Source organism: Rhodococcus sp. P3_B8 (assembly GCF_056402775.1).
The window spans coordinates 1-26,797 of the sequence record NZ_JBFUGT010000028.1; the positions used below are offsets into that span (position 1 = coordinate 1).

Below are 26,797 nucleotides of genomic sequence, written 5' to 3' on the forward strand. Positions count from 1 at the left end.
GAATCCGGCTGGGACCGCGCGTCCGACACTCCGCCGCCGCCGCTGCCCGCCGAGATCGTGGAAGCGACCCGCGAGCGGTACATCGAAGCGTACGAGCGGATCTCGGGTCTGTCGTTCGCGGACTGGGTGGGCTGAGACATGACCTCCGAAGGCGCGAAACTGACCCCGCCGGTCGCGAAGACGGTGCCCACCGAACGCGTCCACCACGGTCACACGTTCGTCGACGAGTACGAGTGGCTGCGCGACAAGGAAGACGCCGAAGTCGTCGCGTATCTCGAGGCCGAGAACGCGTACACCGAGCAGGAGACCGCGCATCTCGCGCCGCTGCGGGACCAGATCTTCCAGGAGATCAAGTCGCGCACGCAGGAGACCGACATGTCGGTTCCCACCCGGATGGGCGACTGGTGGTACTACGCCCGCACCATCGAGGGCAAGCAGTACGGCGTCCAGTGCCGGGCACCGATCGCCGGACCCGACGACTGGACCCCGCCGGAACTGGCTCCCGGTGTCGAACTGCCCGGTGAGCAGGTGCTGCTCGACGGCAACGCCGAGGCCGAGGGACACGACTTCTTCTCCATCGGCGCCTTCTCCCTCAGCCACGACGGCACGCTCCTCGCGTACTCGGTCGACGTGGTCGGCGACGAGCGCTACACGCTGCGCTTCAAGAACCTCGTGACCGGCGAACTGCTGCCCGACGAAATCCCCGAGACCGCACCCGGCGCCACCTGGGCCATCGACCACAGTCACGTCTTCTATCTCACCGTCGACGAGTCCTGGCGCCCCGACACCGTGTGGCGGCACAAGCTCGGCACCGACCGCGCGCAGGACGTCACCGTGTTCCACGAGCCGGACGAGCGGTTCTGGGTGTCGGTCGGGTCCACCCGGAGCGAGAAGTACCTCATGATCTGGGTGGGGTCGAAGATCACCAGCGAAGGCTGGGTGCTCGAATCGGAGAACCCCGAGGGCGAGTTCCGGGTGGTGCTGCCGCGACGCGAGGGCGTCGAATACGGCGTGGAGCACGCGGTGGTCGCAGGGGAAGACCGCTTCCTGATCATGCACAACGACGTCGTCGACGGTGAGAAGGCCGAGAACTTCGTGCTCGCCGACGCGCCGGTGTCCGACCCGACGTCGCAAACCATCCTCATTCCGCACCGCTCCGACGTGCGGTTGGAGGAGGTCGACGCGTTCGCCGACCACCTCGTGCTCGGCTACCGCCGGGAGGCGTTGACCCGGCTGGCGATCTGGCCGCTCGGTGAGGACGGCTACGGCGAGTTCACGGAGATCGAATTCGACGAGGAACTCTTCAGCGTCGGGCTCGGGGCCAACCCGGAATGGCGGCAGCCGACACTGCGGATGGCGTTCACCTCGTTCATCACGCCCGGCCAGGTCTACGACTACGTGCTGTCGACGGGCGAACTCGCCCTGCGCAAGTCGCAACCCGTGCTCGGGGAATTCGATGCCGGCAACTACGAGCAGCAACGCGACTGGGCCGTCGCCGAGGACGGGACGCGCATCCCGCTCTCGATCGTCCGGCGCAAGACGAACGGCGTCGACGACCCCGCCCCGACCCTCCTCTACGGGTACGGATCGTACGAGGCCAGCATGGATCCCGCGTTCTCCGTCGCGCGGCTGTCCCTGCTCGACCGCGGAGTGGTGTTCGTGGTCGCGCACGTGCGCGGCGGCGGCGAGATGGGCCGGCACTGGTACGAGACCGGCAAGACGCTCACGAAGAAGAACACCTTCACCGACTTCGTCTCGAGCGCACAGCATTTGATCGACACTGGACGCACCACGCCGCAGCAGATGATCGCCGACGGCGGCAGCGCGGGCGGCCTGCTGATGGGTGCGGTGGCCAACCTGGCACCCGAACTGTTCGCCGGAATCCTCGCCAACGTTCCCTTCGTGGACCCGCTGACGTCGATCCTCGACCCCTCACTGCCGCTGACCGTCATCGAATGGGACGAGTGGGGCAACCCGCTCGAAAACCCCGAGGTCTACGAATACATGCGCTCGTACAGTCCGTACGAGAACGTCGAGGCCAAGGACTACCCGGCGATCCTCGCGATCACCAGCATCAACGACACCAGGGTGCTCTACGTCGAACCGGCGAAGTGGGTCGCCAAACTGCGCGCCACCAAGACCGGCGACTCGCCGCTCCTCCTCAAGACGGAGATGAGCGCCGGGCACGGCGGCGTCAGCGGACGCTACGAGAAGTGGAAGGAAGTAGCGTTCGAATTCGCGTGGGTGCTCGACACGATCGGCGATTAGGTACTGCGGCACGCGCGCCGAGGATGCGATACCTCGGCGTGTGAAAAGCATCGGCGGGCGAGGCGGAAGTCGGCTTGTCAGGGGACTTTCCGCCTCGCAGGGCTCAAATGCAGAAGCTGATGCTGGCCGACCCCAGTGGCAGGTTGAGGCAGACCGAGATCGAACCGGCTGCCGGGGTCGGTGCGGGAGCGAGCGGTGCGGCGACAGCTGCGGGGGCGGCGAGAGCGCCGAGTGACAGGGTCATTGCGATTGCGGCGAGTGTGGTGGCAATTCTGCTAGACATGTGAAGGTCCTTGACTGAGTTACTGCGAGCCGGAGGTGACTCCTCTCCAATCGTCCACCGATGTGATGCAGGTCACAACCTCTGGCAGAGCTTTTCTCGACCGTCTCCGGTGGCGCCTTCCGTGTCATGTCAATTCCGTTGCGCCGCAATGGTAGTCGGATGTCATTTGTAGGAGTCGAGCATCTCCTTCGGTAGCGGCTGCTCCATTACGACCCTGGACCCGTCCCAGGAGTAGGTGATCACCGCGGGTCCGCCCGACGGGCAGCAATTGGCGTCCTGCTCGCCGAGCCACCTGTACTGCACCGAGACGGAGTCGTCGGTGGACCCGACCACCCGCGTGTAGGCATACGATTCGGCTGTCGCGGTGCCCAGATACGTGCCGTCGTGGAAGAACAGCACCTGGGTCGGTGAACTCACCGTCCCCATGGGTGTCTCCGCCGTGGCCCACAGCAGCGCGGGGCAGTCCTCGCCGGCGGCATCGGACGCGGCTCCGGGTACCCACGGATCGCCACCTGGTGCGTTGCCGAGCGTCGCGAACGCGTCGGTGACCAGTGTGGAATCGAGGTCGAGGCACGGTCCGCTGCGTACTTCTGCGGCAGAAGCGGCCTGTGGGACCGGGGAGGCGGCGGATTCTGCCGCGTCGTCGCTTCCGGTGCACCCGGTGAGCGCGGTCGCGGCCGCGACGGTCAGAAATGCTGCCACGTGAGTCTTCATGTGCTCTCCCTGCATCGTCCCCGACAGGAATTACTTCGCCTCACTCACTGTCTCGCGTGGCGTGGCCGGTTCGTTACGGGGTCAGCGCAGCGCGTACCGAATCTGCGGGCGCCCCGCCCGGCCGTACTCGGTGTGCCGGGCGAGCACCCCGTCGTCGGCGAGGCGTTCGAGATACCGCCAGGCCGTGACCCGCGAGACCCCGATGCTGGCCGCCACCTCGGCCGCCGTCAGCGGTCCCGCAGCGTCACGGACGCAGGCGGAGACGTGGTCGAGTGTCTGTGGTGCAACGCCTTTCGGGGACGCCGCGCGCTCGTCGGAGGTGCGCAGCGCCGACATCGCCCGATCGATGTCGTGCTGACTCAACGCGTTGCTTCCGGCGGGCAGGGCGTCGCGGAATTCCCGGTACCGCTCGAGTTTGTCGCGGAACGCCGCGAACGTGAACGGCTTCAGGAGATACAACGCGATTCCGCGCGCAACGGCGGTGCGGACCATCTCGAGGTCGCGGGCCGAGGTCACCGCGATCACGTCGGGGCTCGGTCGCACGCCGCTCAGTGCCGCCGCCACGTCGAGTCCGCTGGCATCCGGCAGGCCGATGTCGAGGAGGACGAGGTCGATGGGGTCGTCGCTGCCGTTCGCGGCGGCGACCGCGCGCATGGCGCCGTTGCCGTCGTGAACGACGGTGTGGACCGAAAAACCCGGAATGCGTTCCACATACGCCCGATGCGCCTCGGCGATGAGCGGTTCGTCCTCGACGATCATCACGCGGATCACGAGGCGGCCTCGTCGATCGGGATCTCGACGACGATCATCGATCCGAGCGACGGCTCCGTGTGGATCGCCCCGCCGTGCCGCGCCACCACCTGGGCCACCAACGCCAGCCCGAGTCCGCGCTGGCCCGACTTGGTGGAATAGCCGCGCGTGACCGCCTTGTCGAGTTCGTCGGCGGGAATACCGGGGCCGCTGTCGGCCACGCGCACCACCATCATCGAATTATCCTGACGGACGGTCACTTCCACCCACGCATCCTCTCCGGGGGATTCCGTCGCACCGCGGGCGGCGTCGATCGCGTTGTCCACGAGATTACCCACCAGCGTGACGAGTTCACGCGCACTGAGCGGCGCGACGGGTCCGAGAGCGGTGTCTTCGGTGACGGTCAGGTCGACTCCCCGTTCGGCGGCCACACCCACCTTGCCGAGCAGCAGTGCGGCCAGCGCGGGTTCGTGCACCGCCGTCATCAGGCGGTCGATCAATTCCTGCGACAACCGTAGATCCTCGGTGGCGAACGCGATCGCGTCGTCGTAGCGGCCCAGTTCGACCATCGTGATGATCGTGTGCAGACGGTTCGCCGATTCGTGCGCCTGCGACCGCAGCGATTCCGCGAATCCGCGCACGGAGTCGAGTTCGCCCATGACGCTTTGCAATTCGGTGCGATCGCGAAGGGTCAGGACCGTCCCGAGACGCTGTCCCTCCCACGTCACGGGCTCCCGGCTGACTAGCAGCACGCGGTCGGGGGTCACGTGTACCTCGTCCCGGGAATCGTCGTCCTGCGACTGCCGCAACGACTCCGGCAGCGCGGCCACCGGGACGGGGCCCTCCGGGAGATCGAGGAGGCGGCGCGCTTCGTCGTTCACCACCTCGGCCTTCGCGGTGTCACCGCTGTCGCGGCCGAGCACCACCAGGCCCTCGCCGATCGAGTGCAGGACGGCGTCGTGATGCTCGTACATCTGCCGCAGCTCGTCCGGCGCCATCCCCAGTGTCTGACGGCGCAGGCGCCTGCTCAGCAGGAACGAGCCGGCCGCCGACACCGCCAGACCGATCGCGGCGACCGCGAAGATGGTCGGCAAACTTGCGGCGAACTGGTCGCCGATCTTCTCACGCGTGACGCCGACGGACACGAGACCCGCGATCCGGTCGCCGTCGTACACCGGGGCCACGGCCCGGATCGACGGTCCCAGCGAGCCGGCATACGTCTCCGTGAACGTCTCCCCGCGGAGCGCGCGCTCGATGTTGCCGGAGAACACCCCGCCGATCAGCTCCGGATTGGTGTGGGTGAAGCGGATGCCGGCGGGCGTCATCACGACGATGAAATCGGTGCCGGTCGCGGCACGGATCCGCTCGGTCTGAGGCTGGAGAACCGCCGTTGGGTCGGGGGACCGCAAAGCCTCGACGGTGCCGTCCGACATCGCGAGCGTGGTCGCGACGGCCGTGACGGCACGTCGGGTGGTCTCGTCGCTGTCGCGACGCTGATCGACGATGGCCAGCGCGGTCCCGGCGCCGATGACCAGCACCAACACGACGAGCTGCAGGAGGAAGAGCTGCCTCGCGACGCTCATGGGCCGTCTCGGCGGATGGTGCGGCAATGCATTTCTCCTGAACGTAATGAACACAAACTTCTCCAGCCAAGCGATCGCTTAGAAGATTCTTCCAAGACGTGATCGCGGTCACTAACCGGCCTCACCGATCAGCTTGCCACTCGAATTGGAGGACAACCCCATGAGTACTGCGACAGGGAAGACCAAGAAGCGCGACCGGACACACTGGTTGTACATGGGGGTCATCGTCGCCGTCGTCGCGGGCGTCCTCGTCGGATGGCTGGCTCCGGGAGTCGGCAAATCGCTCGGCGTGCTCGGCACGATGTTCGTCGACCTCATCAAGATGATGATCAGCCCGGTCATCTTCTGCACGATCGTCCTCGGCATCGGATCGGTGAAGGCCGCCGCCAAGGTCGGCAAGGTCGGCGGACTCGCGCTCACCTACTTCATCGGCATGTCGACGGTCGCGCTCGGCATCGGCCTGCTGGTGGGCAACCTGCTCAACCCGGGCTCCGGCCTGAACATCAGCGCCGACACCGCGGGAACCGGAGCGGCGCTCGCCGAGAAGGCCCACGGCGCCGGCGGCACCATGGACTTCCTCCAGTCGATCATCCCCACGTCGCTGATGTCGGCGCTGACCGAGGGAAGCGTGCTGCAGACCCTGTTCGTCGCGCTGCTCGTCGGCTTCGGACTGCAGGCCCTGGGCAAGCAGGGTGAGCCGATCCTGCGCGCTGTCGGCTCCGTGCAGAAGCTCGTCTTCAAGATTCTGTCGATGATCCTGTGGCTCGCACCGATCGGTGCCTTCGGTGCCATCGCGAACGTCGTCGGCCAGACCGGTCTCGGCGCCGTCGTCCAGCTCGCCACGCTCATGCTCGGCTTCTACCTGACCTGCCTGATCTTCGTGTTCGGTGTCCTCGGATCCGTGCTCCGCGTGGTCGCAGGCGTCTCCATCTTCAAGCTGGTCCGGTACCTGGCCCGCGAGTACCTGCTGATCTTCGCCACGTCCTCGTCCGAGTCGGCCCTGCCCCGTCTGATCGCGAAGATGGAGCACGTCGGCGTCGAGCGCACCACCGTCGGTGTCGTCGTCCCCACCGGCTACTCGTTCAACCTCGACGGCACGGCGATCTACCTGACCATGGCGTCGATCTTCATCGCCGACGCAATGGGCCAGCCGCTGTCCTTCCCCGAGCAGTTGTCGCTGCTGGTGTTCATGATCATCGCGTCCAAGGGTGCTGCCGGAGTCAGCGGCGCCGGGCTCGCCACCCTCGCGGGCGGCCTGCAGAGCCACCGTCCCGAACTGCTCGACGGCGTCGGCCTCATCGTCGGTATCGACCGGTTCATGTCCGAGGCCCGCGCGGTCACGAACTTCTCCGGCAACGCCGTCGCCACCCTGCTCGTCGGTTCCTGGACCAACACGATCGACAACGAGCGCGTCCGCACCGTCCTCGACGGCAAGCTCCCGTTCGACGAGTCGACGATGGTCGACGACGGCCACGGCGAGGTCGTCGAAGAGCAGGCCACCGAGACCCCTGCCGCCGACGAGCCGCGGGTCCTCGTGAAGAGCTGACACCCACTCCGAAGTAAACCTCTGTGCGCCCGGGCGATTCGAAGCCTGGGCGCACAGAGGTTTGTTGGCTACGTTGGTGCGCATGACGACACCTGTTCAGAACATCGGCATCAACACACTCGGCGGCACCCCGACCTCGCTCGGCGAATACGACGGTCGCGCCGTCCTCGTGGTGAACGTCGCCTCGAAGTGTGGACTGACCCCGCAGTACAAGGGCCTCGAGAAGCTCGCCACCGACTACGCCGACCGCGGACTGACCGTGATCGGCGTCCCGTGCAACCAGTTCATGGGCCAAGAGCCCGGCACCGCCGAAGAGATCGAGACCTTCTGCTCCACCACCTACGGCGTCACGTTCCCCCTGTTGGAGAAGATCGAGGTGAACGGCGAGAACCGGCACCCGCTCTACGAGGAACTGACCAAGGCCGCCGACGCCGAGGGCGCCGCGGGCGACATCCAGTGGAACTTCGAGAAGTTCCTCGTCGCACCCGACGGCACCGTGGTGAAGCGGTTCCGTCCCCGCACCGAGCCCGACGCCCCCGAGGTCGTCGAGGCCATCGAGGCGGTCCTGCCCAAATAGGCGGCTTCGCCGCTCGTGCGCCTTTTCGGTAGCTCCCACTACCGGAAAGGCGCACGAGCTTTGCTCGCTGTTCACGTTCACCTGTCACGCTGAGGACCATGACCGGACAGCTGATCGTGTCGGTGTCAGGAATCAAGGACGAGACGCGCGACTTCGCGGCCGCGTTCGCCGAGGAGATGGATGCGCGCGGCGTGCCGCTGTCGCTGCTCGTCGCCCCGCGCCTGAAAGACAAGTATCGACTGGTCAACGACCCCGCGACGCAGGATTGGGTTCGCGCGCGCCGATCCCGCGGCGACGCCGTCGTCCTCCACGGATACGACCAGGCCGCGACCAAGCGTCGCCGGGCCGAGTTCGCCTCGCTTCCCGAACACGAGGCGCGGCTGCGGCTGCTCGCGGCGGACCGGGTGATGGAACAGACCGGACTGCGCACCAGATTGTTCGCTCCGCCCCGCTGGCTGGCGTCGCAGGGCGCCGTCGCGGCACTGCCGTCCGCCGGGTTCCGGCTGCTGGCCACGATGACCGCCATCCACGACCTCGAACGCGAGACGTCGGTGCGGTCGCGGGTGCTGGGGATCGGTGAGGGATTCCGCGCCGAACCGTGGTGGTGCCGGGCGCTCGTCCTCGGCTCCGGACGGACCGCCAGGCGTGGGGGCGTGGTGCGCCTCGCCGTCACCGCGAAGCAGTTGGGCACGTCGGGACCTCGGCAGGCGATGCTCGATGCCGTCGACCTCGCGCTCTACCACGACGCGCGGCCGCAGGTGTACCGCTGGGAGCCGCGGATCCCGCAGATCGGTGCCGCCTGACCCGTGAGTACTTGTTAACCGCGGGCGGTTAATAAGTACTCACGGGGCCGTCAGGCCACCTCGACGCTCGACTCGCTCGGCATCGTGCGGAACTCGGTGCCCTCGGGCGCCATGTCCGAGTAGCGGCCGTAGAAGATGCCGGTGGCCTCGTTCGCGATGATCGCCTGGTGGATGGGCACCGCGACCCGCGGTGCGACGGCGCGCAGGTAGTCGATGGCCTCGGAGATCTTCAGCCACGGCGCCGCGGCGGGCAGCGCCAGCACGTCGACCTTCTGCTCCGGAACGAACAGTGAGTCGCCCGGGTGCATCAGCCGGGCGGGGTTGCCGGCGTCGCCGAGCAGGAACGCCGTGTTGTCGATCACCGGGATGTCGGGGTGGATCACCGCGTGCCTCCCACCGGTGCCGGTGACGTGCACGTCGCCGATGTCGAACTCGTCGCCGGCGTGCACCCCCGTCCACGCGCCGCCGAGCTGGGCCGCGGTCTGCGGGTCCGAGTACAGCGCCGCGCCGGGGTTCGCCTCGACGAGGGCGGGCAGTCGTTGCTGGTCGACGTGGTCGGGGTGCTGGTGGGTGACCAGGATCGCGTCCAGTCCGGTGATGCCCTCGAATCCGTGGGAGAAGTTGCCCGGATCGAAGAGGATGGTGGAACCGTTCAACTCGACGAGGACGCAGCTGTGGCCGAAGTGAGTCAGTCGCATGAATTCGAGTATGCGCCTGCATGCATGGCTCGTCCCGCTCGTCCGATGCGAACCGCAGGCAGGTAGCCCGGTAAACTTCCGGGTGCCCGGTGTTCCACTCTGGGCTCGCGCACTACTACAAGGAGCAGCACGTGGCCCGTGTCGTCGTCGAAGTCATGCCCAAGGCCGAGATTCTCGACCCCCAGGGGCAGGCCATTGTCGGAGCGCTGCCGCGGCTCGGCTTCGCTGGAGTTTCCGATGTCCGTCAGGGCAAGCGGTTCGAGCTCGAGGTCGACGGCAGTGTCGACGACGCTCAGCTCGAGAAGATCGCCGAGGCCCTGCTGGCCAACACGGTGATCGAGGACTGGACCGTGAGGCGCGTCGAAGCATGAGCGCCCGCGTCGGAGTCATCACTTTCCCCGGCACCCTCGACGACGTCGACGCCGCCCGCGCGGTGACCCTCGCCGGCGGCGAGGCCGTGAGCCTGTGGCACGGCGACGCCGACCTCAAGGGTGTCGACGCCGTCATCGTCCCCGGTGGCTTCTCCTACGGCGACTACCTGCGGTGCGGCGCCATCGCACGGTTCGCGCCCGTCATGGGCAAGGTCGTGCAGGCCGCGCAGGGCGGCATGCCCGTCCTCGGTATCTGCAACGGCTTCCAGGTTCTGTGCGAAGCGGGCCTCCTGCCCGGCGCGCTCACCCGCAACGAGGGCCTGCACTTCATCTGCCGCGACGAGTGGCTGAAGGTCGAGGCCACGTCGACGGCGTGGACGTCCCGCTACGAGTCGGGTGCCGAGATCCTGGTCCCGCTCAAGTCCGGCGAGGGCCGCTACCAGGCGTCGGAGAACGTCCTCGACGAACTCGAGGGCGAGGGCCGCGTCGTGTTCCGCTACGTCGGCGACAACCCGAACGGTTCGCAGCGCGGTATCGCAGGCATCTCCTCGGCCAACGGCCGCGTCGTGGGCCTCATGCCGCACCCCGAGCACGCCACCGAGGCCCTCACCGGCCCCAGCGACGACGGGCTCGGCATGTTTTACTCCGTCCTCGACAGCGTCATCTCCGCCTGAGCCGACCGGCACCGTGTGCGGCCGCAGGCCTGCACGGTGCCGGATCAGACGGCGACGGTTCCCTCGCCGTGCTGGGTGATCCCGCGGCGTTCGGACGCGGTGAGCCCGCCCCAGATTCCGAACGGTTCGGTCACGCTCAGGGCGTGGTCGCGGCATTCGACGAGAACGGGGCAGCGACGGCAGATCGCTTTCGCGCGACGTTCACGGTTGCTGCGGGCGTTACCCCGCTCGCCGTCGGGATGAAAGAACACGGACGATTCGACGCCGCGGCACAGGGCGTGGATCTGCCAGTCCCAGGCCTCGGTGTTGGGGCTGGGAAGGCGAGTGGATGACGGCATGTCGGCTCCCTCGGAGTGTCGTCGGCACTGAAAAGCGTTGTGGCACAATATCGATATCTACTTGACGGCGCGGATCACCACGATCTCTTCACGGGTCTGGCCGACCTCGATGAGCCCTCTCCGCTCGAGCATGCCTCTGCGTTCGACGAGGACCGGTCCGAAGGGGATCTCGGCGGTCGCGGCGATGTCGACCCGCATGTTCTGTTCCTCGAGCATCGTCAGAGTTTTCTCGACTCCGCTCAGGCTGGACTGCGCCAGCAGGAGGACGCCACCGGCGACGAGAACGTCGGGGGCCTGGCAGCAGATCCGATCGAGCAGTGCGCGACCGTTCTTGCCCGCGTCCCAGGCCCGCGCCGGACCGCGGTCGGGGACCGAGTCGACCAGTGCCGGCACGTATGGCGGGTTGGACACGACGACGTCGAACCGTTCCCCGCGAACCTGCTCGATGAGATCGCCGTGGATCACCCGGATCCGGTGCCCTCCGACAAGGGCATTGAGTCTGATGCTGATCGCCGCTCGCCTCGACACGTCCACCGCGGTTACCCGGCCCGCACCCGCGGCGGCGGCGCGCACGCTCAGCGCGCCGGTCCCCGCACAGAGGTCGAGCACCCGGGAATGGGGGCCGAGTGGCTCCGCCGCCAGGACGTCGGCCAGCAACTGCGTATCGTGTTGCGGGCGATAGACTCCGGGAAGACGTAGCAGCATCGAAGACTCCTCGGTCGCCGGTCGCATCGTGGTGCGTCCACGGCATTCCCCTGCGGGCTCACCGTGGACGCCGTGCGTCTGATTACCTCACAGTTACCCCGGTCGACGCAGGGTCAATCACGCCGATGCGCTCCGACCGCGGTGGCACGGGTCGGAAGTCGCGCAGATTCCGGGGTGAGCTGGCACGATCGACGGGGTGACGTACACCGAGCAGTTGCGTGACCTCGCGGCCCGGCACGGGGTGGCGACGTCGTACCGGGGTTGGGATCAGCAGCGCCACGACGTCCGTGACGACACACTCCGCAGCGTCCTCGCAGCCCTGGACGTTCCCGCCGCAACGGAGGACGAGGTGCGGCGCGCCCTGTCCGAATGCGACGCGGCACCGTGGCGACGGATGCTGCCGCCCGTCGTCGTCGGCAGGGAAGGGTCCGAGACCCGTTTCGTGGTCCACGTTCCGCACGGCGAGGCGGTGGACGTCACGATCGACACGGAGTCCGGCGGGACGGTCCCGGCACGCCAACTCCAGGTGTGGGTCGATCCGCGGGAGGTCGACGGCGCCCTGGTCGGCCGCGCGACGTTCGTCGTCCCCTCCGACGTTCCGTGCGGGTGGCACGCGGTGCGGGCGTCCACCTCGCACACGTCGTCGTCGTGCACGCTCGTGGTGACGCCGGCACGATTGTCGACGTCCGACGCGCTGAGCGACCGCCGACGCTGGGGTGTGCTCACGCAGTTGTACTCGATCCGGTCGCGTCGGTCGTGGGGTGTCGGGGACTTCGGCGACCTCGCGGATCTCGCCTCGATCTTCGGGTCCGTTCACGGCGCCGACTACGTGCTGGTCAATCCGCTGCACGCCGCGCAGCCCCGGCCACCGATCGAGGCGTCGCCGTACCTGCCGACCACCCGCCGCTACGTCAACCCGATGTACATCCGTGTCGAGAACATCCCGGAGACTGCGTACCTCTCGACGCGACGCCATGCGCGGATGCGCGACGCCGCAGCGCGATTCGAGCGGGCGAACGACCGGTCCGACCGGATCGACCGCAACCCGTCGTACCGGGCCAAACTCCGGGTGCTCGAACGGGTCTTCCGGATCGAGCGCAGCCCGAGCAGGCAGCACGCGTTCGAGGAGTTCTGCCGCGTCGAGGGCGACGGACTGCGGGACTTCGCGACCTGGTGCGCGCTCACCGAGAAACTGCCGCCCGACGACCCGCGATGGACGACGAAGGCCGGTGCGCCCGACAGCGACTGGGTGCAGGCGCAGCGGCGCAAGCTCGCGCCGCGAATCGAGTTCTACTCGTGGCTGCAATGGGTATGCGACGAGCAGCTTTCCGACGCCCAGGACGCGGCGCGGGCGGCAGGCATGGACATCGGGATCGTGCACGATCTGGCGGTCGGGGTCCAGCGCGGGGGTGCGGACGCGTGGTCGCTGGGAACGGCCCTGGCAGAGGGTATTACCGTCGGCGCGCCTCCCGACGACTTCAATCAGCAGGGTCAGCAATGGAATCAGCCGCCCTGGCGACCGGATCGGCTGGCCGAACTGGGGTATGCCCCGTACCGCGACATGCTGCGCACCGTGCTGAAGCACGCGGGTGGGTTGCGGGTCGATCACATCCTGGGGTTGTTCCGGCTGTGGTGGATCCCCGCCGACGCGGAGTCGCCTGCGGACGGAACGTACGTCTCCTACGACCACGAGGCTCTCGTCGGGATCCTCGCGCTCGAGGCCGAGCGGGCGGGCGCCGTGGTGATCGGTGAGGACCTCGGGGTTTTCGAACCCGAGGTCCAGGACTACCTCGCCGAGCGCGGGATCCTGGGGACGTCGATCCTGTGGTTCGAGCACGACGGCGAGCGGCCGACACCGCCGGAGCAGTACCGCACCCTGTGCCTGACATCCGTTACCACGCACGATCTTCCGCCGACCGCCGGATACCTGGCCGGCGAACACATCGAATTGCGCTCGCGGCTCGGGCTCCTCGAACGCGACCTCGAACTCGAGAAGGAACACGACACAAGGCAGCGTGAGGCCGTACTGCAATTGGCGCGCGACCGCGGACTGCTGGTCGACGACGCGTCGATACCCGACACCGTGAAGGCGCTGTACCGGCTGATCAACCGCAGCCCGTCGTTGCTGACGGGTGTCGCGCTCGCCGATCTGGTGGGGGAGTACCGCGTCCAGAATCAGCCGGGCACCGACGAGACCCAGTATTCGAACTGGAAGATTCCCCTCGCCGACGCGTCGGGGCGTGCCGTCCACGTCGAGGACCTGGCGGACGGCGATTTCGGGTTCGTGAGCGGCGCCCGCTGATCCCGGTCGTCAGGGTGCGAGGGCGCGCATCGCCAGGTCGACGACGGCGTCCGCGTGGTCGTGGGTGAGGGGATGCGCTCCGCTCTGCCAGCGGTAGAACATCGGCGCCATGAACAACTCGAACGCGAGGGCGAGGTCGATGCCGGGCCGCACCTGCCCGGCGTCCTGCGCGGAGCGGAACCGCGCCGCGACGAACTCGAATTGCGGCCGGTAGATCCGCTCGACGATCTGTTCCTGCAGTGTGGGATCCTGCAGCGATTCGATGGCCAGCGCCCGGAACAGCGGTTCGAAGTCGGGTGAGGTGAACTCGTCGACCGTGGCCCGCAGGACCAGCCGCATGTCGGCGGCGAGGTCGCCGGTGTCCGGCAGGGCCATGGCCTCCTGTGCCCCGGCCGCGTTCTGTTCGTGGAGGGCGTCCACGACGAGTGCGCCCTTGGATCGCCACCACCGGTAGATGGTCTGTTTCCCGACCTTGGCGCGCGCGGCGATGCCTTCGATGCTGATCTTCCCGTAGGGCTGTTCGCGGATCAGTTCCTGCGTGGCCTGCAGGATCGCGGCGCGGGACCGTTCGGAACGGCGGGGAGTGTCGACGGACGGCATGAACGGATCGTAGACCAGACGAGACGTATCGTCTTGACTCGACTCGCGCCCCGTGTCACTCTTGAACGAGACGGACCGTTCCGTGTTGGAGAGGATGAAGATGACCCGATCACACATCGCCATGGTCAGCATTCCGGCGCCAGGGCACGTCAACCCGAGCCTGGAGATTCTCCGCGAACTCGTCACGCGCGGTCACCGCGTGACGTACGCCAACGACGCCGCCGTGAAGGACGTCGTCGAGAGCACCGGAGCGGAATTCAAGGAGTACACCTCGACGTTGCCGCGCGTGAACACCGCAGGTGCGACGGAGGAGTCCGAGAAGTCCTGGGACGGCGACACCATCGATCAGCTCACTCTGTTCCAGGCCGAGTACGAGTCGATGCTGCCCCAATTGCGGGGGCTGTACGAGGACGACCGCCCCGACCTGTTCCTGTACGACATCGCGGGAGGACCCGCCCGCGTCCTCGCCGAGGAATGGGGCGTGCCGATCGTGCAATTGTCGCCGACGTACGTGGCGTGGGAGGGCTACGAGGACGACATGAAGTCGTTCGTGGACACGATGCGGGCCGACCCACGCGGGGCGGCACTGTACGAGCGGCAGGGGAAGTTGCTGCGGGACAACGGTGTCGAGACGGACCCGGACGAGTTCTACGGGCGCCCGGCGCGGGCGGTCGTGCTGATCGCGAAATCGATGCAGCCCAACGCCGATCGGGTGAACGAGGACGTCTACACGTTCGTCGGACCGGCYCTGCCCACCCGGCGGCCCGCCGACGGCCGGTGGCAGCGCCCCGCAGGCGCGGGGAAGGTGCTGCTCGTCTCGCTCGGCACCGCGTTCACCGATCACGCCGACTTCTACCGGCGCTGCATCGAGGCGTTCGGCGACCTCGACGGCTGGCACGTCGTCCTGCAGATCGGGCAGCACGTCGACGTCGCCGAACTCGGGACCGTGCCCGGCAACGTCGAGATCCACCGGTGGGTGCCCCAATTCGACATCCTCGGGCAGGCCGACGCGTTCCTCACCCACGCCGGCATGGGCGGGTCCAGTGAGGGAATGTTTACGGGAACGCCGATGATCGCCGCGCCGCAGGCCACCGACCAGTTCGAGAACGCCGACGCGCTCGTCGCCGCGGGAGTCGCGGTGCGAGTGGACAGTTCGGACGTGTCGGCAGCCGAGTTGCGGGACGCCCTCGCGCACGTCGATGCCGAGCCGGTCCGGCGCCGCAGCGCGGAGCTTGCCGCCGAGTTGCGTTCTGCGGGTGGAGTGGACGCCGCCGTGAAGGTGATCGAGGAGTTCCTCTGAAGCCGCGAAACCTGTCGGTGGTCACGTCTACTCTGCGGGCATGGCACTCACACTCGGCATGATCACGTTCGACACGACGGATCCGGGGCCCCTCGCGAAATGGTGGGCGAAGCAGACGGCGGGCACGATCGAGCAGGAGAACGACGGCTGGTTCTACGTCGTCGCCCTTCCGGAATCCGCGCAGAAGCTGGCGTTCCAGAAGGTCGGCGACCCCACCCCGGGGAAGAACCGCATCCACCTCGACCTGGCGTCCGACGACCTCGACGGCGAGGTGGGCAGGCTCAGTGCCGAGGGCGCGACGGAGGTCGCGCAGCACGAGATGGGCGACTTCCGGTGGGTCACGCTCGCCGATCCCGACGGCAACCAGTTCTGCGTCTCGGGTCCCCACACGTGACAGCGGGTCCTGCATGATTGACCCCATGCCTTCCACTACGTGGGCCGACGCCCAGGGACTCTGCACCTTCGTCGATGCATCACCGTCGCCGTTCCATGTGTGTGCGACGGTGTCGATGTTGCTGACCGGCAACGGTTTCACCGAGTTGCACGAGACCGACTCGTGGCCCGGCGAGCCCGGCCGGTACTTCCTGGTGCGCGGCGGATCCCTGATCGCGTGGAGTACCGAAGGGCTGGGCCGGACGGCGCCGTTCCGCATCGTCGGCGGGCACACCGACAGCCCGAACCTGCGTGTCAAGCAGCACCCCGACCTGTCGTCGGCAGGGTGGCAGCTGGTGGGTCTCGAACCGTACGGCGGCGCGTGGCTCAACTCGTGGCTCGACCGCGACCTGGGCATCTCCGGGCGGCTGAGCGTGCGGGCCGGCAACGCGGTCGAGGAGAAACTCGTCCGCGTCGACGAACCGATCCTGCGCGTGCCGCAGCTGGCGATCCACTTGTCCGAGGACCGCAAGGGCGTCCACCTCGATCCGCAGCGCCACCTCAACGGGGTGTGGGGCGTGGGGTCCGAACGCCGCTCGTTCATCGACTTCGTGGCCGACCGGGCGGAGGTGCCCGCCGACGCGGTGCTCGGGTGGGAACTGATGACCCACGATCTCGCGCCCAGCGCCCTCGTCGGAACCGAACAGGACCTCGTCAGCGCGCCGCGACTCGACAACCAGGGCACCTGCTACGCGGGCACCCAGGCATTGCTGGCGGCGGCCGAGAACCCCGGTGACCGGGTGCCGGTGCTCGCGCTGTTCGACCACGAGGAGGTGGGGAGCATGTCCGATCGGGGCGCGTTCTCCGATCTGCTGAGCACCGTGCTCGAGCGCATCGTCCTCGGCCGTGGCGGTGGTCGCGAAGAATTCCTGCAGACGATGGCCGGTTCGATCTGCGCGTCCGGGGACATGGCGCACGCCACGCACCCCAACTACCCGGAGCGGCACGAGCCCGCACACCACATCGCCGTCAACGGGGGGCCGGTGCTCAAGGTCAACCAGAACCTGCGCTACGCCACCGACTCGGCCGGAGCCGGCGCGTTCGCCCTCGCCTGCGACCAGGCCGGCGTTCCGCTGCAACGGTACGTGCACCGGGCCGATCTGCCGTGCGGTTCGACCATCGGCCCGATCACCGCGTCCAGGACCGGGCTGAGCACCGTCGACGTGGGCGCCGCGCAGCTCGGAATGCATTCGTCGCGGGAGCTGATGGGYGCCCGCGACGTGCGTGCCTACTCCGACGCGCTTGCGGCCTTCCTCACACCGACGGCGTGAGGGAAGCGGGGCGAGGAGCGCCAGGTCGGTACCGGAACGAGCCGCCGGATAGACTGACGTACGGCTCGTCGCCACCCGGCTTGCGCCGACCGTGACTCCCGGCTTGCCTCTCTTGACTCCCGTAGGGAAGGGACCCCACCTCCAGTGTCAGCACACCCGGTCGACACCGTCACCGCCGCCACCGCGACCCCCGACGTCGCACAGCCCTTCAAGGAACTGGGGCTGAAGGACGACGAGTACGCCCGCATCAAGGAGATCCTGGGCCGTCGCCCCACCGAGGCCGAGCTCGCGATGTACTCGGTGATGTGGAGCGAGCACTGCTCCTACAAGTCGTCCAAGGTGCACCTGAAGTACTTCGGTGAGACCACGACCGACGAGATGCGTTCCTCGATGCTCGCGGGCATCGGCGAGAACGCCGGTGTCGTCGACATCGGTGACGGCTGGGCCGTCACGTTCAAGGTCGAGAGCCACAACCACCCCTCCTACGTGGAGCCCTACCAGGGTGCGGCCACCGGCGTCGGCGGCATCGTCCGCGACATCATGGCCATGGGTGCACGGCCCATCGCCGTCATGGACCAGCTGCGCTTCGGTGCGGCGGACGCCCCCGACACCCGACGCGTCGTCGACGGTGTGGTGCGCGGTGTCGGCGGCTACGGCAACTCGCTCGGCCTCCCCAACGTCGGCGGCGAGACCGTGTTCGACGCGTCGTACGCCGGTAACCCCCTGGTCAACGCCCTGTGCGCCGGCGCGATGCGCGTCGAGGACTTGCACCTCGCGTTCGCATCCGGTGCCGGCAACAAGATCATCCTGTTCGGTGCGCGCACCGGCCTCGACGGCATCGGCGGCGTGTCCGTCCTCGCGTCGGAGACGTTCGACGGTGACGAAAGTGGAACCGGACGTAAGAAGCTGCCCGCCGTGCAGGTGGGCGATCCGTTCACCGAGAAGGTGCTCATCGAGTGCTGTCTCGAGCTGTACGCCGCGAAGCTGGTGGTCGGTATCCAGGACCTCGGCGGCGCCGGCCTGTCCTGCGCTACGTCCGAGCTCGCCGCGGCCGGCGACGGCGGCATGCACATCAACCTCGAGCAGGTCCCGATGCGGGCCACCGGCATGACCGCGGCCGAGGTGCTGTCCAGCGAGTCCCAGGAACGCATGTGCGCGGTCGTCACCCCCGACAACGTCGACGCGTTCATGGAGGTCTGCAAGAAGTGGGACGTCCTCGCCACCGTCATCGGTGAGGTCACCGACGGCGAGCGGCTCACCATCTCCTGGCACGGCGAGACCGTCGTCGACGTGCCGCCGCGCACCGTCGCCCACGAGGGCCCGGTGTACGAGCGCCCCGTGCAGCGCCCCGCGAGCCAGGACGCCCTCGTCGCCAACACCACCGCCGGACTGAAGCGTCCCGAATCGGCCGACGAACTGAAGGCCACCCTGCTGAAGATGCTCGCGTCCCCGGCGCTGTGCAGCCGCAAGTGGATCACCGAGCAGTACGACCGCTACGTGCGCGGCAACACCGTCCTGGCCGAGAACGCCGACTCGGGCGTGATCCGCGTCGACGAGAAGACGGGCCGCGGCATCGCGCTCGCCACCGACGCGTCCGGCCGCTACACCGCGCTCGACCCGTACGCCGGCGCCCAGCTGGCGCTCGCCGAGGCCTTCCGCAACGTCGCCGTCACCGGCGCGACCCCGACGGCCGTCAGCAACTGCCTGAACTTCGGGTCCCCCGAGGATCCCGGCGTCATGTGGCAGTTCCAGCAGGCCGTCCGCGGTCTGGCGGACGGCTGCGCGAAGCTCGGCATCCCCGTCACCGGCGGCAACGTCAGCTTCTACAACCAGACCGGGTCGACCCCGATCCTGCCCACCCCGGTGGTGGCCGTGCTCGGCGTCATCGACGACGTGCACCGTCGCATCCCTACCGGTCTCGGACTGGAACCGGGCGAAACGCTGATCCTGCTCGGCGACACCCGCGACGAGTTCGACGGGTCCATCTGGTCGCAGGTCGAGCACGGCCACCTCGGCGGCGTGCCGCCGCAGGTCGACCTCGAGCGGGAGCAGTTGCTGGCCGACATCCTCCTCGCGGCGTCCCGCGACGGGCTGGTGTCCGCGGCGCACGACCTGTCCGAAGGCGGTCTCGCGCAGACCGTCGTCGAGGCCGCGCTGGCCGGGGAGACGGGCTGCCGCATCCTGCTTCCCGACGACGCCGATCCGTTCGTCACCCTGTTCTCCGAGTCGTCGGGCCGCGTGCTCGTCGCGGTCCCGCGCACCGAGGAAACTCGCTTTACCGGTATGTGCACGGCCCGTAATCTCCCGTGGGTGCGCATCGGTGTGGTGGACGAGGGGTCCGATTCCGTCGAGGTCCAGGGCCAGTTCTCGGTCTCGCTGGCCGAGCTGCGCACGACGTTCGAGGGAACTCTGCCGGCATTGTTCGGGTGATGGATGGTCGAATCGGGGGCATTGGAGAGGGTTGACCGGGGGCCGCGGGAATTCTCGCGGCTGGTTGATCCTGCACTCCTCCACGGTCCCCGACTCGACCGGACCTGGCGTTTCCTTCGGCTCGACTTCACCGGCATCGCGTTCGCGACGCTGTTCTTCTGCTGGTCGCTGACGCCGTCGCTGCTGCCCCGCGACTGGCTGTTCCAGGGGCTGATCGGCGGCATCAACGCCGCGATCGGTTACACGGTGGGAACGGCGATCGGCTGGCTGGTACGTCGCTACTTCCTGCGGCACCGGTCGTGGTGGCCGTTGCCGGAACCGTGGTCCACCGGCCTGCGCGTCGTCGTGACGGTGACGTGCGTGGTCGTGAGTCTCGTGATGCTCGCGTACTCCGCGGCATGGCAGCGTGAGATCGCCGCGCTGATGGGGGCGGAGGGCACCACCACCACCGGCTACATCCGCACGGGCGGTCTGAGTCTGCTCGTGGGCGCCGCGATCATCTCGGTGTGGCGGCTGCTGCGCGAACTGGTGCGGTGGATCGCGGCACGACTCATCCGGCGGTGGCATCTCGCGATCCCGACGGCCACCACCGTCGGCATCCTCATCGTGACGGTGCTGTTCTTCCTGCTCGTCGACGGTGTTCTGATGCGCGGCATCTACGCCGCCACGAATGCGGCGTTCAGCCTGCAGAATTCGACCACCCGCGACGGCGTCGAGCAACCACTCGACCCGGAGAAGTCGGGGAGCCCCGAGTCGCTGGCGCCCTGGGACACCCTCGGGTACGAGGGCCGGAACTTCGTGTCCCGAGGGCTCGACGCCGACGAGCTCACGGCGGCCAACGGCACCCCGGCCAAGGACCCCATCCGGGTTTACGCCGGACTGGAGACCGCCGAGGACCCGGACGCGCGCATGGACGTCGTCATCGACGAACTCGAGCGGACCGGCGCGTTCTCGCGCAAGGTCCTCGTCGTCGTCCCCACCACCGGCACCGGTTGGGTCAATCCGACTGCGGCGCAGGCGATCGAGTTGGTCCACAACGGTGACACGGCGCTGGTCGCCAGCCAGTACTCGTTCCTGCCGAGTTGGATCTCGTTCCTCGCCGACCGTGAGAAGGCCGCGGAGGCGGGGAAGAAACTGATCGATCGTGTGCACGAGCGGTGGTTGCAGGAACCCGAGGCGACGCGCCCCAAACTGCTGGTCTACGGCGAAAGTCTCGGCACCCAGGCGGGGGAGGGCGCCTTCGACACGCTGAGCGATATCCGGCAGACCGTCGACGGCGTGTTGTGGGTCGGGCCGCCCAACTCGAACCGGCTGTGGGGACAGCTGATCCAGCGCCGCGACCCCGGCACTCCCGAGGTCGCCCCCGAGTACTCGGCGGGTCTGGTGGTGCGGTTCGCCGACGACTCCGCCGACATGGTGGAGGAAACCGGCGAATGGCTGTCACCGCGCATCCTGTACGTGCAGCACCCGTCCGATCCCGTCGTGTGGTGGTCGCCCGACCTGGCGTTCACCCGCCCCGACTGGTTGAAGGAACCACCGGGCGAGGATCGTTCGCCGTCGATGAAATGGTTTCCGTTCGTGACGTTCTGGCAGGTCTCCGCCGACCTCACCAACGCCGCCGGCGTGCCGGAYGGGCACGGCCACAATTACGGGACTCTCGTCCTCGACGGCTGGATCACGGTCGCCCAGCCCGACGGATGGACGCCCGTCGACACCGAACGCGTCCGGTCCACTCTCGAATCCCTCTCCGGGACAGAGGGCCCGGAGAAGTGAGCAGGGTCGCCTCCGTTGCCGGCGCGGCGGCGGCCGTGCTGTGGAGCAACGTGGTGCTGCCCGGTTCGGGGCTCGGCCCGTACGGGCGGGCGGTCGCGGGAGGCGCGGTCGGGCTGTCGGTCGTGGGAGCAGCACGCGCCGCGGGCTATGGCGTCGACGAACTCGGCCTGTCCGCGTCGAAGGCCCGGTCCGGGTTGCGGTACGGCGCCCTGGCGTCGGTGATCCCGCTCGCCGGGTACGCGATCACGCTGAGTGTGCCCGCACTGCGCAGGCGTGTGCCGACCGGCGACGGCGTCACCGATTTCGCCGGCTGGGTGGGGTTCCGGATTCCGGTAGGGACCGTGGCGCACGAGGAACTGCTGTTCCGCAGCGTCTTGTCCGCGATGCTGCGACGGGCCTGGACGCCTGCGACGGCCAACGTCCTGCACGCCGCCACGTTCGGGCTGTGGCACGTGCGCGCGGCCCGGATCGCCGGCGACGGCGTCGCCGCGAGCGTGCTGCTCACCGGCTCCTCCGCGTGGCTGTTCGAGTGGTTGCGTCGACGCAGCGGCAGCGTCGTAGCCCCTGCACTGCTGCACCTTTCGGTCAACGTCGGTGGGGCGGTGGCCGCCGAACTCGCGCGGGCCCGCACAGTAGATTGAGCGTATGCCGCCGCGCCGAGCCGTAGATCCCGCCGAACTGAGAGCCGCCGTACTCGAGGTCGGCCCGTGGCTGCGCGGCGATTCCGAGGAGAAACCGTCCCGCAGCCAGCTGGCCGCGGCGGTCCGGCTCAGCGCGCGGACGCTCGAGCAGGTCGCGCCCGGTTCGAGCGTGGAGGTGCGGGTTCCGCCGTTCGTCGCGGTCCAGTGCATCGAGGGGCCGCGGCACACCCGCGGCACCCCGCCCAACGTCGTGGAGACCGACCCCCGGACGTGGCTGCTGATGGTGACGGGACTGCTGGAGTTCGACAGTGCGACCGCCGACGGCGGAGTGTCGGTGTCGGGGAGTCGCGCCGGGGAGATCGCCCACTGGCTGCCGCTGCTGCGCGTGTAGTCAGCCCAGCCACAACGCGCGGGTGCGGGGCAGGCCGCTCGACCCGTCGTCGGACGGGCGCACGGCCAGCACCTGATGGATCGTCAGCCGGCCCTTCTCCTCGAACCCCAGGGCGCTGGCCGCGAGGTACAGCAACCAGGTGCGGGCCCGCTCCGCGCCGGCGAGCCGGATCGCGTCGTCCCAGGAGTCGCGGAGTCTGCCCACCCACGCCCGCAGGGTGAGTGCGTAGTGCTCCCGGAGGGCCTCGACGTCGCGCACCTCGAGTCCGGCGCGCTCGAAAGGCTTCGAGCGTTCTGCTCAGCGGCAGCACCTCGCCGTCCGGGAAGATGTAGTTCTCGATCAACCCCGACGAGTTGCCGGTGCCGGTCAGCGACCGGACCGAGGCGATCGCATGATTGAGCAGCCGGCCTTCGGGACGGAGGAGGTCGAGCAGGTGCTGCGCATACTCCGGCAGCGCGGAGTCGCCGACGTGTTCGGACATGCCGATGCTGGAGATCGCGTCGAACGGACCGTCGACGACGTCGCGGTAGTCCTGCACGCGGATCTCGATCAGATCCGACAGCCCGGCCTCGGAGACCCTCGCCTGTGCCCATTCGGCCTGTTCGTGGCTGAGGGTGACCCCGACGACGGACACGTCGTACTTCTCGGCGGCGTGGATCGCCAGCGACCCCCAACCGCAGCCCACGTCCAGCAGTCGCATGCCCGACTGGAGACCGAGCTTGCGGCAGACCAGGTCCAGCTTCTCGTTCTGCGCTTCTTCCAGCGTCCCGATCGCATCGCGGTCGTCGGATCGCTGGTCCCAGTAGCYGCACGAGTAGACCATCGTCGGACCGAGGAACAGGCGGTAGAAATCGTTGCCGACGTCGTAGTGATGTGAGACCGAGGACGCGTCGCGCGCCTTGCTGTGCTTGGGACCGCGGCGCCGGGCCACCTCCACCGACGGCGGTGTCGGCCGGAGTCCGAGGCCGCCGAGCCGGACGAACGTCGCCAGCGACTTCAGGACGGTGCCGCGGTCGGATCCGCGGACGCTGAGGGTGCCCAGCCGGTCGACGAGGTCCGGAAGCGTCAGCAGCCGGAAGGCGTCGCCCTCGATCTCGAGGTCACCGGACACGTAGGCCCGGACGAGACCGAGTTCGTTCGGCGACCACAGCACCCTCCGGACGGCCCGGCGGTTGCGGAAGACGACGGTGACGTCGGAGTCGGGGCCTGCCTCCGAGCCGTCCCAGCATCGGACGTGCACGGGAATGGGGATGCCCAGCGCACCTTCGAACGCGCTGAGCAGGCGTTCTGCGGCGGTCGGTGCCGTGCTGCGGACGTTCATCGGACAAGCCCCCGCTCTGTGGTTCGAGGATGCTGATCGGTACCGAAACCAATCTATTTTCGGCTGTCCGTCCGGGAGTTGGGCCGGTCCGATCGGCACCGTGGGCGAAGCGGCGGCGCAGGGCACGTAGACTGACCTTGCCCCTCACACGCCCATCCCCAGGGAGCACCCCGGTGACCAGAGCCGATCTGTCGGTCCATAGTCCTAATCTTCTCTCTTCGAACCCGTCCGACGAGGACGAGAACGAGCCCCGCGAGGAATGCGGAGTCTTCGGCGTCTGGGCGCCGGGAGAGGATGTGGCGAAACTCACCTACTACGGACTTTATGCGCTGCAGCACCGTGGGCAGGAAGCGGCGGGCATCGCCGTCGCCGACGGTTCGCAGGTGCTGGTCTTCAAGGATCTCGGGTTGGTAAGCCAGGTGTTCGACGAGCAGACCCTGGCAGCGATGCCGGGCCACGTCGCCGTCGGTCACTGTCGCTACTCCACCACGGGCTCGACCACGTGGGAGAACGCGCAGCCGATCTTCCGCACCACCGCCGCGGGCAGCGGCATCGCCCTCGGGCACAACGGCAACCTGGTCAACACGGCGGAGCTGGCGCAGCGCGCCCGTGAAGCCGGACTGGTCAACGACAAGCGCCCCGGCGGCGCCACGTCCGACTCGGACGTCGTCGGCGCCCTCCTCGCGCACGCCGCCGCCGACAGCACCATCGAGCAGGCGGCCATGAAGCTCCTGCCGACACTGCGCGGCGCGTTCTGCCTCACTTTCATGGACGAGCACACGCTCTACGCGGCCCGAGACCCGCACGGCATCCGCCCGCTGTGCCTCGGACGCCTGGACCGCGGCTGGGTCGTCGCCAGCGAGACGGCCGCACTCGACATCGTCGGCGCGTCCTTCGTCCGCGACATCGAGCCCGGCGAACTGCTCGCCATCGACGCCGACGGCGTCCGCTCCTCCCGCTTCGCGAACCCCGAGCCCAAGGGCTGCGTGTTCGAGTACGTGTACCTGGCCCGTCCGGACAGTGTCATCGCCGGACGTTCGGTGCATTCCACCCGCGTCGAGATCGGTCGTCGCCTCGCCACCGAGCACCCCGCCGAGGGTGACCTCGTCATCCCGGTCCCTGAATCGGGCACTCCGGCCGCGGTCGGTTACGCGCAGGGGTCGGGCATTCCGTACGGCCAGGGTCTGATGAAGAACGCCTACGTGGGCCGCACCTTCATCCAGCCGTCGCAGACGATCCGCCAGCTCGGTATCCGCCTCAAGCTCAACCCGCTCAAGGAAGTCATCCGCGGCAAGCGCCTCGTGGTGGTGGACGATTCGATCGTCCGCGGCAACACCCAGCGCGCGCTCATCCGGATGCTCCGCGAGGCCGGCGCACTGGAGATCCATGTCCGGATCGCATCGCCGCCGGTCAAGTGGCCCTGCTTCTACGGCATCGACTTCGCCTCCCCGGCCGAGTTGATCGCCAACGGTGCGGGCGGCGGCGGCGAGCCCGGCAGCTTCGACGAGATGCTCGAAGGGGTGCGCCGTTCCATCGGCGCCGACACCCTCGGCTACATCTCCACCGAAGGCATGATCGCCGCCACCGAGCAGCCTGCGTCGCGACTGTGCGCGGCCTGCTTCGACGGCACGTACCCCATCGCGCTCCCCACGGAGACGTCGATCGGAAAGAACGTTCTCGAGGGAATGCTCGAGAGCGCGGCAGGCGGTCCCGCGACGCGGGAGAACGACAACGCGAACGCCCTCAGTCGGCCGTAGGCCGGGATATCGGGATCCGGCCGGAGAACGTACTCCGGTACCGTAAGGACGCAATCACAGCACTCGATTGCCCGACCGACACGATTTTGACGAGCAACAGAAGGCTGGAGTAACAACCACATGACCGAGGATCCGACAAGTCGCCCTGGCGCGTCCTACGCCGCCGCAGGAGTGGACATCGCCGCAGGCGATCGGGCGGTGGAACTCTTCGCTCCCTTGGCCAAGCGCGCCAGCCGTCCCGAGGTTCTCGGTGGTCTCGGTGGATTCGCGGGTCTGTTCTCGCTCAAGGGTGACTACAAGGAGCCGCTGCTCGCGGCGTCCACGGACGGGGTGGGCACCAAGCTCGCCGTCGCTCAGGCACTCGACAAGCACGACACCGTCGGCCTGGACCTGGTCGCGATGGTCGTCGACGACCTCGTCGTCTGTGGTGCCGAGCCGCTGTTCCTGCAGGACTACATCGCCGTCGGGCGGGTCGTCCCGGAGCGTGTCGCCGAACTCGTCAGCGGCATCGCCGAAGGCTGCATCCAGGCCGGTTGCGCGCTGCTCGGTGGCGAGACGGCGGAGCACCCCGGTGTGATGGCGGACGGCGACTACGACCTGTCCGCGACCGGCGTCGGTGTGGTCGAAGCCGACCAGGTGCTGGGGCCCGACCGGGTCCGTCCCGGCGACGTCGTGATCGCCATGGGTTCGTCCGGACTGCATTCCAACGGTTACTCGCTGGCCCGCAAGGTTCTGCTCGAGATCGACCACATGAGCCTCACGGCGCACGTCGACGAGTTCGGCCGCACCCTGGGCGAGGAGATGCTCGAGCCCACAAAGATCTACGCCAAGGACTGCCTGGCCCTCGCCGCCGAGACGGACGTGCGCACGTTCTGCCACGTCACCGGCGGTGGACTGGCCAACAACCTCGCTCGGGTCATGCCGAAGGGTCTGGTCGCCGAACTCGACCGCGGCACGTGGAGCCCGGCTCCGATCTTCGCGATGATCGCGCAGCGCGGACGGGTGGAGCGGGCCGAGATGGAGCAGACGTTCAACATGGGCGTCGGCATGGTCGCGATCGTGGCGCCCGAGGACGTCGATCGTGCGCTGGCCGTCCTGACGGCGCGCCACATCGACTGCTGGACGCTGGGCAGCATCAAGAAGTCGCACGACGTGTCGGCGGAGCGCGCAATTCTCGCCGGCGATCACCCGAGGTTCTAGGGTCGGACGCCGTCTGTCGGAACGGGGCGAGCTAGTGGCCCCGACCGGCTGAAGATGTGGAAATGAGGG

General features: G+C 68.4%; 24 protein-coding genes and 2 pseudogenes. 17 read left to right on the forward strand and 9 right to left on the reverse strand.

The window, feature by feature from the left end:
- Together AC1D1G_RS13220 and AC1D1G_RS13225 are read left to right on the forward strand one after the other, a co-directional pair.
- A pseudogene (locus AC1D1G_RS13220) lies at positions 1-135 on the forward strand (phosphoribosylaminoimidazolesuccinocarboxamide synthase); the annotation flags it as partial.
- Positions 136-138: 3 nt separating this feature from the next.
- Positions 139-2,268: a S9 family peptidase gene (locus AC1D1G_RS13225; protein WP_283353365.1), complete on the forward strand. Its 2,130-nt coding sequence runs from the start codon at positions 139-141 to the stop codon at positions 2,266-2,268.
- A 103-nt stretch (positions 2,269-2,371) separates the two neighbouring features.
- Here the strand turns inward: AC1D1G_RS13225 and AC1D1G_RS13230 are convergent, their stop codons facing one another.
- The 4 genes from AC1D1G_RS13230 to AC1D1G_RS13245 form a co-directional block, all read right to left on the reverse strand.
- On the reverse strand, positions 2,372-2,551 hold the full coding sequence (locus AC1D1G_RS13230; protein WP_164058811.1) for a hypothetical protein: 180 nt from the start codon (positions 2,549-2,551) through the stop codon (positions 2,372-2,374).
- A 162-nt stretch (positions 2,552-2,713) separates the two neighbouring features.
- Positions 2,714-3,265, reverse strand: a complete 552-nt coding sequence (locus AC1D1G_RS13235) for an LppP/LprE family lipoprotein (protein ID WP_283353366.1) — start codon at positions 3,263-3,265, stop codon at positions 2,714-2,716.
- An 81-nt stretch (positions 3,266-3,346) separates the two neighbouring features.
- Positions 3,347-4,036: a response regulator gene (locus tag AC1D1G_RS13240; RefSeq protein WP_283353367.1), complete on the reverse strand. Its 690-nt coding sequence runs from the start codon at positions 4,034-4,036 to the stop codon at positions 3,347-3,349.
- Complete coding sequence (locus tag AC1D1G_RS13245; protein WP_283353368.1) at positions 4,033-5,598, reverse strand: sensor histidine kinase; 1,566 nt, start codon at positions 5,596-5,598, stop codon at positions 4,033-4,035. The genes AC1D1G_RS13240 and AC1D1G_RS13245 overlap by 4 nt, the downstream gene beginning before the upstream one ends.
- Positions 5,599-5,758: 160 nt before the next feature.
- Here AC1D1G_RS13245 and AC1D1G_RS13250 point away from each other — a divergent pair, with 160 nt between their 5' ends.
- The 3 genes from AC1D1G_RS13250 to AC1D1G_RS13260 all read left to right on the forward strand — a co-directional run bounded on the left by AC1D1G_RS13250 (position 5,759) and on the right by AC1D1G_RS13260 (position 8,524).
- The gene (locus AC1D1G_RS13250) at positions 5,759-7,144 is read left to right on the forward strand and encodes a C4-dicarboxylate transporter DctA (RefSeq protein WP_005244413.1); all 1,386 of its coding nucleotides are present in this window, start codon (positions 5,759-5,761) and stop codon (positions 7,142-7,144) included.
- An 82-nt stretch (positions 7,145-7,226) separates the two neighbouring features.
- Positions 7,227-7,721, forward strand: a complete 495-nt coding sequence (locus tag AC1D1G_RS13255) for a glutathione peroxidase (protein WP_219456744.1) — start codon at positions 7,227-7,229, stop codon at positions 7,719-7,721.
- A 98-nt stretch (positions 7,722-7,819) separates the two neighbouring features.
- Positions 7,820-8,524 carry a DUF2334 domain-containing protein gene (locus tag AC1D1G_RS13260; protein WP_283354476.1) on the forward strand — a complete coding sequence of 235 codons (705 nt, stop codon included), beginning with the start codon at positions 7,820-7,822 and terminating at the stop codon, positions 8,522-8,524.
- A 50-nt stretch (positions 8,525-8,574) separates the two neighbouring features.
- Here AC1D1G_RS13260 and AC1D1G_RS13265 read toward each other — a convergent pair whose 3' ends face one another.
- Positions 8,575-9,222 carry an MBL fold metallo-hydrolase gene (locus AC1D1G_RS13265; protein ID WP_005244410.1) on the reverse strand — a complete coding sequence of 216 codons (648 nt, stop codon included), beginning with the start codon at positions 9,220-9,222 and terminating at the stop codon, positions 8,575-8,577.
- Positions 9,223-9,353: 131 nt separating this feature from the next.
- Here AC1D1G_RS13265 and purS point away from each other — a divergent pair, with 131 nt between their 5' ends.
- Together purS and purQ are read left to right on the forward strand one after the other, a co-directional pair.
- Positions 9,354-9,593 (forward strand): phosphoribosylformylglycinamidine synthase subunit PurS, encoded by a 240-nt coding sequence (gene purS, locus AC1D1G_RS13270; RefSeq protein WP_005244409.1) that lies wholly within the window; start codon positions 9,354-9,356, stop codon positions 9,591-9,593.
- Positions 9,590-10,267, forward strand: a complete 678-nt coding sequence (gene purQ, locus AC1D1G_RS13275) for a phosphoribosylformylglycinamidine synthase subunit PurQ (RefSeq protein WP_009477892.1) — start codon at positions 9,590-9,592, stop codon at positions 10,265-10,267. The genes purS and purQ overlap by 4 nt, the downstream gene beginning before the upstream one ends.
- A 44-nt stretch (positions 10,268-10,311) precedes the next feature.
- Here purQ and AC1D1G_RS13280 read toward each other — a convergent pair whose 3' ends face one another.
- Together AC1D1G_RS13280 and AC1D1G_RS13285 are read right to left on the reverse strand one after the other, a co-directional pair.
- Positions 10,312-10,605, reverse strand: a complete 294-nt coding sequence (locus AC1D1G_RS13280; protein WP_105412928.1) for a WhiB family transcriptional regulator — start codon at positions 10,603-10,605, stop codon at positions 10,312-10,314.
- Between the two features lie 57 nt (positions 10,606-10,662).
- Positions 10,663-11,310 carry a HemK2/MTQ2 family protein methyltransferase gene (locus AC1D1G_RS13285; protein WP_280778734.1) on the reverse strand — a complete coding sequence of 216 codons (648 nt, stop codon included), beginning with the start codon at positions 11,308-11,310 and terminating at the stop codon, positions 10,663-10,665.
- Between the two features lie 196 nt (positions 11,311-11,506).
- Here AC1D1G_RS13285 and malQ point away from each other — a divergent pair, with 196 nt between their 5' ends.
- Entirely contained in the window at positions 11,507-13,612 is a 2,106-nt protein-coding gene (gene malQ / locus AC1D1G_RS13290; protein ID WP_477952442.1) for a 4-alpha-glucanotransferase, read from the forward strand.
- 9 nt (positions 13,613-13,621) lie between these two features.
- On the opposite strand, the gene AC1D1G_RS13295 is transcribed toward malQ, so the two are convergent.
- Positions 13,622-14,212: a TetR/AcrR family transcriptional regulator gene (locus AC1D1G_RS13295; RefSeq protein WP_477952444.1), complete on the reverse strand. Its 591-nt coding sequence runs from the start codon at positions 14,210-14,212 to the stop codon at positions 13,622-13,624.
- Positions 14,213-14,306: 94 nt separating this feature from the next.
- On the opposite strand from AC1D1G_RS13295, the gene AC1D1G_RS13300 reads away from it, so the two are divergent.
- From AC1D1G_RS13300 to AC1D1G_RS13330, 7 genes are all read left to right on the forward strand, one after another.
- Positions 14,307-15,512, forward strand: coding sequence for a macrolide family glycosyltransferase (locus AC1D1G_RS13300; RefSeq protein ID WP_477952446.1), 1,206 nt, complete (start codon positions 14,307-14,309; stop codon positions 15,510-15,512).
- 40 nt (positions 15,513-15,552) lie between these two features.
- Positions 15,553-15,906 (forward strand): VOC family protein, encoded by a 354-nt coding sequence (locus tag AC1D1G_RS13305; protein WP_378455753.1) that lies wholly within the window; start codon positions 15,553-15,555, stop codon positions 15,904-15,906.
- Between the two features lie 25 nt (positions 15,907-15,931).
- A complete protein-coding gene (locus AC1D1G_RS13310; protein ID WP_105412932.1) occupies positions 15,932-17,215 on the forward strand; it encodes a M18 family aminopeptidase in 1,284 nt (427 codons plus the stop codon).
- Positions 17,216-17,359: 144 nt separating this feature from the next.
- The gene (gene purL, locus AC1D1G_RS13315) at positions 17,360-19,645 is read left to right on the forward strand and encodes a phosphoribosylformylglycinamidine synthase subunit PurL (RefSeq protein ID WP_477952448.1); all 2,286 of its coding nucleotides are present in this window, start codon (positions 17,360-17,362) and stop codon (positions 19,643-19,645) included.
- Between the two features lie 3 nt (positions 19,646-19,648).
- Positions 19,649-21,418 (forward strand): alpha/beta hydrolase, encoded by a 1,770-nt coding sequence (locus tag AC1D1G_RS13320; protein ID WP_477952449.1) that lies wholly within the window; start codon positions 19,649-19,651, stop codon positions 21,416-21,418.
- Entirely contained in the window at positions 21,415-22,059 is a 645-nt protein-coding gene (locus AC1D1G_RS13325) for a lysostaphin resistance A-like protein (RefSeq protein WP_477952451.1), read from the forward strand. Before AC1D1G_RS13320 ends, AC1D1G_RS13325 begins: the two co-directional genes overlap by 4 nt.
- Positions 22,060-22,063: 4 nt before the next feature.
- Positions 22,064-22,450, forward strand: a complete 387-nt coding sequence (locus AC1D1G_RS13330; RefSeq protein WP_283330660.1) for a sterol carrier family protein — start codon at positions 22,064-22,066, stop codon at positions 22,448-22,450.
- On the opposite strand, the pseudogene AC1D1G_RS13335 reads toward AC1D1G_RS13330, so the two are convergent.
- Positions 22,451-23,771, reverse strand: a pseudogene (locus AC1D1G_RS13335) (class I SAM-dependent methyltransferase).
- 173 nt (positions 23,772-23,944) lie between these two features.
- On the opposite strand from AC1D1G_RS13335, the gene purF reads away from it, so the two are divergent.
- Together purF and purM are read left to right on the forward strand one after the other, a co-directional pair.
- A complete protein-coding gene (purF, locus tag AC1D1G_RS13340) occupies positions 23,945-25,528 on the forward strand; it encodes an amidophosphoribosyltransferase (protein WP_009477905.1) in 1,584 nt (527 codons plus the stop codon).
- 120 nt (positions 25,529-25,648) lie between these two features.
- The gene (gene purM, locus AC1D1G_RS13345) at positions 25,649-26,728 is read left to right on the forward strand and encodes a phosphoribosylformylglycinamidine cyclo-ligase (protein WP_005244377.1); all 1,080 of its coding nucleotides are present in this window, start codon (positions 25,649-25,651) and stop codon (positions 26,726-26,728) included.
- Positions 26,729-26,797: the final 69 nt, after the last annotated feature.

What these genes read in the sequence shown, in the direction of transcription:
- AC1D1G_RS13285 (WP_280778734.1), bottom strand. Translation starts at nt 11,310, where the DNA reads ATGCTGCTACGTCTTCCCGGAGTCTATCGCCCGCAACACGATACGCAG.
- AC1D1G_RS13255 (WP_219456744.1), top strand. Translation starts at nt 7,227, where the DNA reads ATGACGACACCTGTTCAGAACATCGGCATCAACACACTCGGCGGCACC.
- AC1D1G_RS13260 (WP_283354476.1), top strand. Translation starts at nt 7,820, where the DNA reads ATGACCGGACAGCTGATCGTGTCGGTGTCAGGAATCAAGGACGAGACG.
- AC1D1G_RS13230 (WP_164058811.1), bottom strand. Translation starts at nt 2,551, where the DNA reads ATGTCTAGCAGAATTGCCACCACACTCGCCGCAATCGCAATGACCCTG.
- purQ (WP_009477892.1), top strand. Translation starts at nt 9,590, where the DNA reads ATGAGCGCCCGCGTCGGAGTCATCACTTTCCCCGGCACCCTCGACGAC.
- AC1D1G_RS13225 (WP_283353365.1), top strand. Translation starts at nt 139, where the DNA reads ATGACCTCCGAAGGCGCGAAACTGACCCCGCCGGTCGCGAAGACGGTG.
- purM (WP_005244377.1), top strand. Translation starts at nt 25,649, where the DNA reads ATGACCGAGGATCCGACAAGTCGCCCTGGCGCGTCCTACGCCGCCGCA.
- AC1D1G_RS13295 (WP_477952444.1), bottom strand. Translation starts at nt 14,212, where the DNA reads ATGCCGTCCGTCGACACTCCCCGCCGTTCCGAACGGTCCCGCGCCGCG.
- AC1D1G_RS13265 (WP_005244410.1), bottom strand. Translation starts at nt 9,222, where the DNA reads ATGCGACTGACTCACTTCGGCCACAGCTGCGTCCTCGTCGAGTTGAAC.
- AC1D1G_RS13305 (WP_378455753.1), top strand. Translation starts at nt 15,553, where the DNA reads ATGGCACTCACACTCGGCATGATCACGTTCGACACGACGGATCCGGGG.
- AC1D1G_RS13245 (WP_283353368.1), bottom strand. Translation starts at nt 5,598, where the DNA reads ATGAGCGTCGCGAGGCAGCTCTTCCTCCTGCAGCTCGTCGTGTTGGTG.
- AC1D1G_RS13280 (WP_105412928.1), bottom strand. Translation starts at nt 10,605, where the DNA reads ATGCCGTCATCCACTCGCCTTCCCAGCCCCAACACCGAGGCCTGGGAC.
- AC1D1G_RS13250 (WP_005244413.1), top strand. Translation starts at nt 5,759, where the DNA reads ATGAGTACTGCGACAGGGAAGACCAAGAAGCGCGACCGGACACACTGG.
- AC1D1G_RS13235 (WP_283353366.1), bottom strand. Translation starts at nt 3,265, where the DNA reads ATGAAGACTCACGTGGCAGCATTTCTGACCGTCGCGGCCGCGACCGCG.
- AC1D1G_RS13330 (WP_283330660.1), top strand. Translation starts at nt 22,064, where the DNA reads ATGCCGCCGCGCCGAGCCGTAGATCCCGCCGAACTGAGAGCCGCCGTA.